Source organism: Hippea jasoniae, from assembly GCF_000744435.1.
Classification (GTDB): domain Bacteria; phylum Campylobacterota_A; class Desulfurellia; order Desulfurellales; family Hippeaceae; genus Hippea; species Hippea jasoniae.
In genome coordinates this window covers 17,375-29,927 of the sequence record NZ_JQLX01000012.1, presented here as the reverse complement: position 1 = coordinate 29,927, position 12,553 = coordinate 17,375, and the positions used below count along the sequence as shown (strand labels likewise).

The following is a 12,553-nucleotide window of genomic DNA, read 5'->3' as shown; positions in this document are numbered from 1 at the left end:
CCTTTGGAACATTCTTTGCTAATTACCCATAGCACTACTGTGCGAGGTGAACAATGCAAAAAGTTGCGTTTATTGAAAGTATAATCTCTAAAACTCAACCATCAAGTAAAAAAGAACCAAAAAAAAGCAAAGAGGATATATTAAGTGACAAAAGTTTTGAGGTTGTTTTAAAAAAAGCAGTTAAACAAACAGAAAGCACAAAAACAACACCAAAACAAAAAGAAGTTAAAAAAACAACAAAAGACAAAAAAGATACCAAAGATATAAAATCCATAGTTAATCCCACTACCATTATAGAACACAAACAGATAAAAACAGAAACAGTAAAATCCCCGAAGAATGAACCAAAAAAAATAGTAAACACAAAACATCCCAAAGAGATAAAATCTGCAAAAAACATAAACGAAGTGGCGACAAAAGAGCATATTTCAACAAATATAGAATTGGACAAAACAAAAGATAACCTAAAACATGTAAAAACAGCTACATTGGATAAAATCAAAAAACAGCTAAAAGTAAATACCGATAATGTAAAAATATCCCATCAAAAAATAGAAAACAAAGATACAGGCAGCAAAAATAAAAAACCGATAGAAAAAAAGAATGCGAATATCAAGCCTATTATTTCAAAAATTAACGACTCACACTCAAATAAAAAAACAGAAAGTAAAAAGATAGCAGTAAAGAATCAAACTATAAACCACAAACCAATCAAGACAGTCAAAAATGAAGAACCGATAGATAGCTCAAAAGAAAATGAAATCCCAAAAGAAGGCAAAAAAATAGACACAACTAAAACAGAAACAAAGAAAACAAAAACCCCCAATACCATCAAGCAAGAAACAACATCATCAACTACCAAAAAAATTGATAATTCAAACAAAATAATTATTGAAAACAAAGAAGTTCAACCCAAAAAATCAGAGAATCTCAATACAAACAAAACAAAACCAAAGCCTTTAGAAATAGAGACCCAGAAACAGGAACAAAAAACAAAAATTGCATTTTCAGATACCCAAATACATAAAAATAACAACCAATTAAACATACAACCACATAAAAAAGAAAATCCCAAACAAAGCGATATCTCAAAAACAAAAAACCAGACTCAACCCACACTCAACGAAAAAATTCTTCTAAATGAAGTAAAAATTCAAAAAAATAGTTTCAAAAAAGAAAAAACAACACACAAAAAAGAAGCAAAGGATGGCTTAGAGCATCAAAAAAACACTACAGAGGCAAAATCCACTGAAGTCTTTATAAAAGAAACTGATAACCATCAACTCAATCAAAACAGCTCAAACACTGATAAAAACAACAGTTTTAAAAACAGTGAGCTGTTGAAAGAGAAAAAAGTTAACAAAAAACAAGATTCAAAAGAGGCCAAACAGCAAAAAATAGAGCAAGTCAATATTCACAATAATACCAACAAAGAAGAGATAAATATTACACAAACAAACATACTCCAGAATAATACAAATCAAAGCATCAACCATCAAAATATGCCCTACCCGATGGATAAGATTATTGAACATATCGATAGAGTTGCAAACCTCAAACCGCCCGTTAATAGGTCTCTTACTATTCAGCTGTCTCCGCCCCATCTTGGAACTCTCAATCTTAAGGTTTCAATAGACAAAGCAAAAAACATAATAGCCTCTATTACAGTGCACGATAAAGATACATATAAAACCATTACGCATCATATCGATAATCTAAAGGACTACCTCATTCAGCAGGGTTTAAAGGTAAACAGTGTTGATGTGCACAACTCATTCAATGAAAATCTTACAAATCAATTCTCCTCAAACACAAACCAGCAATTCTCTCAGCAACAACAAAACACAGGCAACAGCCCAACATTTAATTTTGAGGAATTTGAAGGACATACTCAGCAAAATCAACAGAAACTCAACATAAGGCAACCAAAAACAGGCCTTGATATCACAGTATAGGAGGAAAAAATGGATGTAGCAAAACTGGCAAACGATATAAATGTTGCAGAATCAATGAGATCTGATAAGGTCGAAAATCCCAAAGCCACTCTAAATAAATACGACTTCTTAAAGCTCCTTGTGGCTCAGCTTAAATATCAGGATCCCCTGCATCCGCTAAATAACGACCAATTCATTCAGGAAAACACAATGTTCTCTCAATTAGAGCAGCTTATGAATATGTCAAAATCTTTCACCAACCTATCAAAAAAGCTTTTAACAAACCCAAAGGAGTATGCGGCAAGTTATTTAGGAAAGCTGATATCAACCGGTGCAAACTACATTAATGTATCTGCCAATAAAATCGACCCAGTAAGTTTTTCACTTTCTAAGGAAGCTAAAGTAGTCGTTCATATCTCAAATAGCAAAGGTGAGGATATTGCCGATGTGGACCTGGGTAAACTTTCAAAGGGTGCACACTCATTTACATGGAACGGCAAAGACAACAAAGGCAACAGCGTTGCAAACGGTAGATATGAGGTGAGAATAACAGCCACATACGATGACGGCACAACAATAACACTCGATAGAAGTGCAGGAAAGGTAGTTTCAATAAAATTCGAAGGGGATAAAACGATACTTATAACAGACACAGGCAAAATGGTTGACTTAAATAATGTTGAAAGCGTCTCAGGAGGTTAACCATGATACGGGCGCTTTATACATCAAGCAATGCACTGTTTGATCAGCAAACAGGCGTGGATTCCATTGCAAACAACATTTCAAATGTAAACACCATAGGTTTTAAGAAAACACGCCCCACATTTGCATCGCTACTATATCAAACACAGCAGATAGGCCTACCCGGCCAAAATCCAATGCAGATAGGCTTAGGCTCAAGACTTGCCTCAACCGATACGATTATGACAGAAGGCACAATTATTCAGGGAGAAAAAGACACAGATCTTGCAATCGAGGGCAAAGGCTTCTTCACACTTTTAGATCCAGCAAGCAAAACCGCTACTAATTACCTGTTTACAAGGGCTGGCGATTTCTCATTCGATGCAGATGACAATCTTGTAAATTCAAATGGCTATAAGGTAGTTGGATGGATGGCTCAACCCTCCTCTGAAGGCAGCGGCTATATACTACCCACAGATCCAAATACTGGTATTCCTACAACCCAATTGGAACCCATAAATATCGCCAACTACAAAAGTGTATCGGCAGTGGCAAGCACATATATCAGGTTTAAAGCAAACCTCAATTCCTCAAGTGAGGTAAAAGAATATTCACCTTTATACACAAATACAGATCCGAATCTGAGGGTAAATTTCAATTCTGTATTTAACAATGATGGAAAACTACTCAATGTCAAGGATGGCGATAACTTTGAGATAAGCTATGATAACGGACAACACTGGCATGTATATGAGTACGATTCAAACTCAACACCATCATCTCCTACAGCAGAAACATTCACTACCGTAGACGATCTAATCAACCTTATGCAACAGGATATCAATAACGACGGCATTCATGCTCAGGTTAGCTTTAATAATGGGAAAATCCAGATCAAAAATACAGGATCAGCCGATATATCAATTCTTGTTAGACCAACAACACAGGATTCCTCCTTTCCGACTCCAAAAGAAAATCAAAAACTAACAACAATATTTGAAAACCTTTATATGCCTGAACTTAAACCACAAAAAACCACATCAACCCAGCAGATGGAGGTTGCAACCCATACGGTTCACTCATTCTTTTACGATTCAACCGGTCAAAAACACAAAATCGATGTTACATTCCACAGGATCAATCAAAATCAGTGGTCTTATGATGTATTTCTTCCCGACAACGACGGCAGCCTAACAAACAATACCGGCGTAATCAACTTTGACAACAACGGTGGACTTGATCCAAACACACAATCTCCTACTGTTAATGTAACACTAAACAACGGTGCACCTCCAAATCAAATTTTAATAAACCTATGGAATACAGATGATGCTGCCTACAATGGTAATCAATTCACAGGGCTAACACAGTTTGCCATGGAGTCTGATACAAGCTTTCAAACCCAAGATGGGTCTCCTTCGGGTCTTTTGCAAAAGGTTTATGTGGACAGAAGCGGAACAATTATAGGCACATATTCAAACGGCAAAAGTTATCCAATTGCAAAACTTGCTATTTCAAACTTTATCAATCCTCAGGGGCTTGAGCGTGTAGGAAAAACAATGTTTAAAATAACACCAAATGCTGATGCGGCAGATGTTTTATCATCAAGCGGCTTTATTGGCGTAGCAAATCAACAAGGCAGAGGTTTTATACTTTCAAGACACTTAGAGGCAAGCAATGTTGAATTGGGCGAGGCGTTTGTAAATCTCATCGTTTATCAAAGGGGATTTGAGGCATCATCAAAAGGCGTAGTAACAGCCGATCAGATGCTTCAGACAGCCATTCAATTAAAAAGATAATAGGGAGGTAGGTTATGCTTAGATCGTTATGGAGTGGCGTTTCTGGTTTAAAATCTGAGCAGGAAGCCATGGATGTGGTGGGTAACAATGTTGCAAATGTTAACACAATCGGTTTTAAGAAGGGTAGAATTACATTTGTCGATGTCTTATCACAAACCCTTTCTGCTGCAACCGGACCTGAGGGCAATATAGGCGGCAAAAATGCAACACAGGTGGGATTAGGAGACACAGTTGCAGTTGTTGATAATATCTTTTCTCAGGGCAGTCTTCAGGCAACTTCAAAGACAACAGACCTTGCCATTCAGGGTGATGGTTTCTTCATCGTTAGTGATGATGGCGGAAAAACCTATCGATATACAAGAGCTGGAGATTTTTCATTTGATGCAGATGGCAACCTTGTAAATCCAGAGGGCTACATTGTTCAGGGATGGATGGCAAATGATGAAACACACAAAATAAACACAGCAGCAAGTATAGAAAACTTAGTAATTCCACAGGATAAAACGGTGCCTGCAGGTATAACAAAAAATATTACAATAAAGGCAAATCTAAATGGTGGTGACCATATAGAGGAGATGGCCCCAGCAAGAGGAACAGTTGATGAAAACAACAACACCGTTACACCGGATGATATGGCCGTTTTATTTGATGTAAACGGCGAGGCACTGAATTTAGGTAAACAGATAGCTCAATTTGCTGCAAACGATACAAATTTCAGTAGTCTGTATGATATTGATGGACATCAGATTCAACTATCCAGTGGTGCACAGGTTTCACTGGATATAACATTAGGTTCAGTTAAACATACAATTACTGTGAGTTATTCAACAACACCATCTACAAACACACAATTCAATACCCTGGGAGGCCTTGCCTCGGCTATAAGAAATGCAGCAAGTGCAGCTTTTGGATCAACCGTTGTAAGTTGCATTACAACCGATGACGGTGAAATAAAACTCACAGATGTAAACAACAACGCAAGCTATATTGTTCTTGGGAATATAACAACTATAAACGACTTAAATGGCTATCTAAAACACGCACTAATAAACCTGCAGGATGGAGAGGGAAGAAGCGCAAGAATATATCAAAATAAATCTCGAACCACCACTACATTTTTAAGCTCACCCGGTGATGTTATAGCCATGAGTTACGATGGAGGAGCAAACTATAACAGCTACAGATATGATCAATCCGATGGAGTGGTTGGAAATAATGTTTTTCATACCATTGAGGATTTAAGGGCAGAGATTGAGTATGACATAAAGGGTCATAGCAACGGTGGGGGATGGACGCTACCTTCAGATACATCAACATGGGTAAAGGTTGATCCAAAAACAGGTGAGATTGTTATACAAAACAATTCAACCGATGATCATGTAATTGGTGCTGTACATTCAAACAACATCAAGTTTGCCACAATAATGGGCACATTATCGGGTCTTGTAAACAGTGGAGGCAAGGTTGCAAGTCAGCCGTTTGAAGCTGCTGTTCATACAACATCAATCGATGTTTACGACTCTTTAGGTAACAAGCATACAGTTACATTTACATTTAGAAAGGCATCTTACGATCCTGTCACAAAACATACAACCTGGAGCTGGAAGGCAACTGTACCCACACCTGGTAGTGTGTCAAACGATAACGGTATTGTTCAATTTGATCAAACAGGAAGATTAGTGTATTTATCAAGCCCTCTTGCCATAACTGTTGACTGGAAAAACGGCACAGCCTCTCAGGTCATTAACCTGAATTTTGGCGATATCGGCACATTTGATGGGTTAACGCAGTTTTCTTTGCCATCACAAACAACAGCAGAAACTCAGGATGGATACCCAGGTGGAAGTCTGCAAAGAATTATGATTAATCAGGATGGTGTTATAATAGGTATATTCTCAAACGGTAAAAGCTATCCACTTGCCCAGATAGGTTTAGCAAAATTTGCAAACAACGGCGGTTTGATGAAAGAAGGTGGATCGATGTATTCAGAAACAGCCAACTCAGGAGCACCTCTAATAGGAACAGCAGGTACAGGCGGAAGAGGCACATTTGCACCCAGCCATCTTGAGATGAGTAATGTTGATTTAGCTGAAGAGTTTACCAATATGATTATCTACGAAAGGGCATTTCAGGCCAATTCACGCAGCATCACAACATCCGATCAGATGATTCAAGAGCTTCTAAACCTTAAGCGTTAACCAAAAGGGGAGCTCTCCCCTCCTCTTTTTCCAAAATTGACCTCAAAGGGTGATAAACCGTTGAGGGTATAAAAACCGGATATGCTTTAGCTCCTTTAACAAATCCCCAGTAAAGTTGCAAAGCCTCTGCGCCTCCATCAATTGCCCATTTAAATATAACCTCTGGATCAACTAAAGGGAATCTTTCGTATATAAATGAAAGCTCTTCTAAGAAATTCAAATTTTTATTGCTTGCAAGGCTGTCTGTGCCAATCGCTACATTTATGCCACTTTCTAAAATAGCATAAACATCAGGCAATTGTTTTGATATAAACTCATTGCTTCGTAAACATAAACATACACTGCCATCAAGCAGTTTTATCTTTTCTAAATCCCTTTTTTTACACAAAACACAATGAACAAAGATCGTTTTGGGTTTTAAGCATTTAGTGGTTTTCAGAAAATCCCAGATATCAGAATAAATCTTTGTATTTTCTATAAACCCTGCCTCTTTTAAAAAACCAAATAATCCGCCCTGCCTTTTTAAAAACATCTCCTCGTATTTGCTTTCAAGAAAATGGATACTCAAAGGTGCTTTGTAGTGATTGCATATAAATTCTGCAAGGCATGGGTGGGTTGAATAAACCGCATGCAGACTCAAACGTAGCTTTGGTTTTTCCATGTCTAAAAGAAATAGGCTTTTTTTTATTTTTTCTATTTTCTGCTTTGCTTTATTTTCAAGCAAAGAGTAGTTTTCCCAGAACAGTACGCTTTCTGGCATATATTTTTTAAGATAAAATGCAGTTTTAAGTGTGTTCGATATATCACCAACAGCACCCACGCCGCTTTTTTTAAGCTTAAAAATAGCTTTTTTAATTTGACCCCCTGAAGCGGTTGCGGCTTTGTTTTTCATTATCGATTTTAGCCAGGCAACAAAATCTTCTCCTTCTTTAGTTTTACCCTTCATATTGCTTAACTCAATATGCGTGTGGGCATTGATAAATCCCGGAAACAGAACACCTCCATAATACTCCTCTATTCTTGCCTCTGGATAACATTTCTTTAGCGTTCTAAATGTTGCCACATCAACAACATTATTTTTATGCATAACTACGGCTCTATCGTCATACAGCTTTTCTTTATCAAACAAATAATCGCTAACTATTAATTTCATAATAAACCCTCTTTAGATTAAAATTAAACAACACAAAGTTAGCCAAAAAATTTGTAAAGTTAGAGATAGCAATGGCAATCCACACACCATCAAGGCCCATTTTTCTACTCAAAAAATAAGCAAGCGGTATCATAAAAAACCAAAGATTAACAAGATTTATCAGGCTGGGTCTTTTTGTATCATGCAAAGCCATACTGCTTCTTGCAGAAATAGTGGCAAGAGCCACAAAAGGATAGCTGATAAAGTAAAAAAACAAAACCCTTTTGGCTAATGAGGCAACATCAAGTTCATTTACAAATATACCTATAACATTGTCTTTAAAAATATATAAAGTCATATCAAGCAATCCGATAACAACAAAACCTACAACCAATACGCTAAAAACACCCTTTTTAACCCTATCAAAGTTTTTAGCGCCGTAGTTTTGACCTGCTATAACAAAAGCTGTATTGGCAAGGCCAAACACAATAAACAATAAAACCTGATAAATCCTGATAATTACAGAGTAGGAAGATATGGCATTCTGGGCAATCATACCCACAATTCTAATCAAAACAAGCATACTTGTGATTCTATAAAGCAAGTGAAGTGTTGAATAAACTCCTTTTTGCACAATCTTTTTTATGATTTTATACTTAAGGGCAATTTTTATATAAAACCCATTGCCAACAAGCATCCTTGTTTGAATAAAAATACCGATAAACACCGATAAAACTGTGGATAAAGCTGCACCCTTTATACCCATCCCAAAATAGAAAATAAACAACGGATCAAAAATAATATTTAAAATATTGCTCAAAACCATAATCTTCAGCGCAAAAGATGGAAGAGAAATGCTTCTTAGCGTAGAATTATTAAATGAAAACAAAAAACTCACAGGAAAACCAAACAGAATTATACCAAGATACTCTTTGGCAAAAAAGGCTGTCTGACCTCTTAAACCTACTAAATCAACAATATTGGTAAGAAAAATTCCAAAAACAACACTAAAAAAAACACCTAACAAGAAGCTAAAGAAAAACCCATTAGAGTAAAGATAAAAAGCACGGGTATATTTTTTTCCACCCCAGTAGGTTGAAATAAAAATCCCCGAAGCAGTAGAAACGCCAACGGAAAACGAAAACACAACCATTACGGTTATACTGGATGAAACAAGTGCACCTATTGCGCTATCCGAGATTCGTGAAACAAAATACATATCCACAAAGTTGAAAACATTTTGTGCAACCATTTCAAGTATCATAGGTATGGATAAAAAGAATATGACTCTTAATAATGGTTCGCTGGTTGGATCAACCTTTTTAAAAAACATTAAAGGTTATTGATTAAGCAAAGACAGACGCGTTTTTGCCTCATCTATAACATTGAGAATATGTGCCTTTATCCAGTGATAATCCCACCAATCCACAGGGTTTGTGTAATATCCATCAACAACAACATCAAAATGGAGGTGATCTCCACCTGCAAGACCGGTTGTATCTGTGATAGCAACATATTGATTTTTCTTCACATAACTGCCCACAGACACAAGAAAACTCTGCAGATGTCCATATAAAGAAAACACGCCAAAACCGTGATCTATAATCATCGTATTACCATAGACTCCAAGATAGCCTTCAAAAACAACCCTTCCTGAGTTTGCAGCATTTACTCTGGCATTCCTTACACTTGCAAGGTCATACCCCTTATGATACTTAACATCAACCAATTTACCTTTATAGTAATAAAACCTTTTATCGTTGAATGTTGCAGTAACTGCGGAGCGAAACAGCTGACTAAATCTACCTTTCCACAGGATTTTAGACTCGCTTTTTGAGCAAATCTCTTTAACCTTTGCATAATTTTGCTTTCTTACAATATCATTAACATACAGGAAATCACCCAACAGTGTCTCTTTTTTAGGAATACCTTCATGCTCTAAAATCGCCATTACCTTTGTTTTGATAAACTCATCAGTTATATTAATCCTGCTTGTTCTAATCTTAGGTGTAGTATAAAACACAGGCACATGAACAATCGTCAAATTACCCGCCTCATCAGTTGCATAGATATTTGTTGAATAGTTTTTTAATTTCGATAAACGATAGGTGAAAAAACTTAAATAGACATTGGGGTTTCCAAATATAGTTTGCGCATTATATGCCCTGAATCTATCCACAACGCCATCGCGTGAGACGCCAAGATAAACATCCTTCAGATTGGTATCTTTGACATAAAAAATAGCCAGAGCCGCACCACCAATCTTAATCCGTGACACGCCACTTAAAAGAATAACCTTGGGAGGGGTTGAATCAACAAATACGGGAAATTGAACAACCTTCTTAAAGCCATTTAAAAAATTGCTTTTTGAATAATCCTCAACGCTTACAACAAAAACAGCCTTGCCCTGAGGGATAACCTTGTTGGGTTTAAAATTTACATCAAACTGTTTAACAAGTGGTTCGTTGAACTGCTTCTCAAAGAGTTTTATCGTCGTGTTCATACTTATAAGTTCAACCTTTATGCTTTTAATTGGAGCAGTCTTATCAGAAATTGCTATATTAACAGTCTTATTTGCTGAAAAGTAGGCTTTTGGTGATTTAACAACAATCTCAATGGTGTTTGGCTTAAAAATAGGTGTATATTGATAAACAGCATAGATTAAACCAAAAAATATTATTAGCGCAAAAAGAACCCTACCCTTGCGCATTATCTATATACCTCCTGTTATTTTAGAATTGGATTTTTGTTTTAGCTGATGTAGATACCTTGCAACTTCAAGTCTATTAACGCCTTTTTCAATGGCTGAGTAAATAACAGAACGATGCTTTAACTCCACATCAAAACCTTTCAAAAAAGGAAACGATTCAAGCAGAAACGCAACAACAGCGATCAAAACTGCACCCTTCAGGAGTCCAAATAAAAAACCAAAACCCCTATCTATCCATCCAAGTTGAATCTTATGAGCTATAGAGGATATGACAAATCCCGCAACAAGCAAAACAATATAAACAACGATAAAAATGGCGAAAAATGCAAATGCATAGGCGATAGCCGGTGAAATAGTAATATGCGAACTAATTACCCTTCCAAAGTTTTTAGCAAATAGCATTGCTGCAAATATACCACCAAAAAGACCTGCAAGCCCAAAAACCTCCTTTATTAAGCCCCTCAAAACGCCTCTTAATCCAAGCACAAGCAAAAAAATACCAAAAACTATATCAACCACACCCATTTTTCTTCACCTGCAGGGTTTTAAAATTTGAATATATCACCATGCCTGGCTTTGCACCTTTTGGTTTTTTAACATTTTTAACAGATGTAAAATCCACACTTACCTTCTCACCATCTTTTGCCTTACTTCTGCATGCAACAATTCTTGCAGCCTCCATCTTAACACTCTCAGGCAGTGTTTGCAACCTTGATGGATTTTTCACAACAAGATGGGCAGAAGGTATATTTTTTACATGAAACCACACATCATCCCTGTTAGCAAGCCTCATCGTAACTATATCGTTTCCCTTGGCATTTCTACCAATGTAGGCATCAAACCCATCTATTGTGATCTTTTCATATGGTTTATATTCCTTAGATGGCTTCTGTCTGGGCTTTGATAAAATCAAACCATGCTCGTATGCTATCTGTTTAATATACTCAAGCTCATCATCAACAACAGCATTTTCCACATCAAAAATCAGCTGCTCTAAAAACGATATCTCTTCTTCTGTCTGTTTCTTTCTATTTTCTATCAAAGCTATAGCCTTCTTGGCTTTTTTATATTTTTTATAGTAGTTTTGCGCATTATCAAATAAACTTAACTTTGGATTAAGCGGAATTGTGATCTTTTCAGCTGTATATATATCATTTAGTTCAACAAAATCTTTATAGTTTGTGTTTAGATTTGGATGGGCAAGCAGATTTTCTGCAAAAATTCTATATTGATCAAAATTCTCTGCCTTTTTTAGCTCACCTTCAACCTTTATGAGCCTTTTTTTTAAGGATTTCAGTCTCTTTTGAAGTGTCCTTTTTAAGTTGTTTTTTTTATTATAAAACTCCCTGCGCATAGGTTTTTCTATGTATAAATCAAACAAAAAATCATCACCAACTTCTCTTATTGCACCTTTGATAAAAAATGGATAAACAATATTTTTTGGATAGAGGTAAAGTGTTCTATCCCCTCTGTGAAAGCTGCTTCTTACAACATCTATAAGCTTTAAAAACTCCTCTTTGCCGTTAATAAGACGCCTTAGCTTGCCACCAAAACCTAAAATATCCTCCCCGTGGATAAACTTCTTTAGCAAAAGCTCTCTATCATCTACAAGCAAATCGGGCATATTCTCATTAAATGGCTGATAAACCTTCTTTGGAAATATACCCCTGCTGTCTATTAAATGATAGGGCTGTATAATTACATTATCCTGATCTGTAACTATAGCATTGGTATTTCTATCCATTATCTCAAAAATTAGCTTAAACCTATTTCTTATATGATCCCTTACATCCTCAAACATAAAAACAGCGATCCTTTCTGAGTTTTGCTGAATGACATCGATTAACTTCAAACCTACAAGTTTTTTCTTTAGAAAAACAACAAATGGCGGCTCCTGCTGGGTTCTTGATAGTCGTTTTTTGAATGGATAGATAAAGCTATTATTCAAGGATAGGTCAACAAAAATGTAATAATCAATCGATTCAAATGCAAAACTAAACAGCGTCCTGCTGTGAGATTTAATAGAGGTTAACTTTCTGTTTAAAAATAGATTTTTTATCTTAATAATTGAATGCTTGAATAAGTAGTGATTCATGACT

The 12,553-nt window shown here is 36.2% G+C and carries 9 protein-coding genes; 4 read left to right on the top strand and 5 right to left on the bottom strand.

From position 1 onward, the window contains the following. Positions 1–53 precede the first annotated feature (53 nt). From EK17_RS03760 to flgE, 4 genes are read left to right on the top strand one after another with little or no spacing between them, the layout of a single operon-like run. Positions 54–1,955, top strand: coding sequence for a flagellar hook-length control protein FliK (locus tag EK17_RS03760; protein WP_035587593.1), 1,902 nt, complete (start codon positions 54–56; stop codon positions 1,953–1,955). Between the two features lie 9 nt (positions 1,956–1,964). After that, positions 1,965–2,636 (top strand): flagellar hook assembly protein FlgD, encoded by a 672-nt coding sequence (locus EK17_RS03755; protein WP_035587591.1) that lies wholly within the window; start codon positions 1,965–1,967, stop codon positions 2,634–2,636. Between the two features lie 2 nt (positions 2,637–2,638). Then, a complete protein-coding gene (locus EK17_RS03750; protein WP_035587588.1) occupies positions 2,639–4,414 on the top strand; it encodes a flagellar hook protein FlgE in 1,776 nt (591 codons plus the stop codon). Between the two features lie 14 nt (positions 4,415–4,428). Next, complete coding sequence (flgE, locus tag EK17_RS03745; RefSeq protein ID WP_035587585.1) at positions 4,429–6,612, top strand: flagellar hook protein FlgE; 2,184 nt, start codon at positions 4,429–4,431, stop codon at positions 6,610–6,612. Here the strand turns inward: flgE and EK17_RS03740 are convergent. From EK17_RS03740 to EK17_RS08970, 5 genes are all read right to left on the bottom strand, one after another. Next, complete coding sequence (locus tag EK17_RS03740; RefSeq protein ID WP_035587581.1) at positions 6,602–7,765, bottom strand: amidohydrolase family protein; 1,164 nt, start codon at positions 7,763–7,765, stop codon at positions 6,602–6,604. The two genes, flgE and EK17_RS03740, sit on opposite strands and share 11 nt — an antisense overlap. Then, a complete protein-coding gene (locus EK17_RS03735; protein ID WP_035587579.1) occupies positions 7,749–9,008 on the bottom strand; it encodes an MATE family efflux transporter in 1,260 nt (419 codons plus the stop codon). Before EK17_RS03735 ends, EK17_RS03740 begins: the two co-directional genes overlap by 17 nt. 75 nt (positions 9,009–9,083) lie before the next feature. Beyond that, positions 9,084–10,454, bottom strand: coding sequence for a M23 family metallopeptidase (locus tag EK17_RS03730; protein ID WP_035587577.1), 1,371 nt, complete (start codon positions 10,452–10,454; stop codon positions 9,084–9,086). Between the two features lie 3 nt (positions 10,455–10,457). Beyond that, entirely contained in the window at positions 10,458–10,979 is a 522-nt protein-coding gene (locus tag EK17_RS03725; protein ID WP_035587575.1) for a CvpA family protein, read from the bottom strand. Continuing rightward, positions 10,966–12,549, bottom strand: coding sequence for an NFACT RNA binding domain-containing protein (locus tag EK17_RS08970; protein WP_051904405.1), 1,584 nt, complete (start codon positions 12,547–12,549; stop codon positions 10,966–10,968). Before EK17_RS08970 ends, EK17_RS03725 begins: the two co-directional genes overlap by 14 nt. Positions 12,550–12,553: the final 4 nt, after the last annotated feature.

Coding starts and splice junctions, on each gene's coding strand:
- EK17_RS03760 (WP_035587593.1), top strand. CDS start 54: ATGCAAAAAGTTGCGTTTATTGAAAGTATAATCTCTAAAACTCAACCA.
- EK17_RS03755 (WP_035587591.1), top strand. CDS start 1,965: ATGGATGTAGCAAAACTGGCAAACGATATAAATGTTGCAGAATCAATG.
- EK17_RS03750 (WP_035587588.1), top strand. CDS start 2,639: ATGATACGGGCGCTTTATACATCAAGCAATGCACTGTTTGATCAGCAA.
- flgE (WP_035587585.1), top strand. CDS start 4,429: ATGCTTAGATCGTTATGGAGTGGCGTTTCTGGTTTAAAATCTGAGCAG.
- EK17_RS03740 (WP_035587581.1), bottom strand. CDS start 7,765: ATGAAATTAATAGTTAGCGATTATTTGTTTGATAAAGAAAAGCTGTAT.
- EK17_RS03735 (WP_035587579.1), bottom strand. CDS start 9,008: ATGATACTTGAAATGGTTGCACAAAATGTTTTCAACTTTGTGGATATG.
- EK17_RS03730 (WP_035587577.1), bottom strand. CDS start 10,454: ATGCGCAAGGGTAGGGTTCTTTTTGCGCTAATAATATTTTTTGGTTTA.
- EK17_RS03725 (WP_035587575.1), bottom strand. CDS start 10,979: ATGGGTGTGGTTGATATAGTTTTTGGTATTTTTTTGCTTGTGCTTGGA.
- EK17_RS08970 (WP_051904405.1), bottom strand. CDS start 12,549: ATGAATCACTACTTATTCAAGCATTCAATTATTAAGATAAAAAATCTA.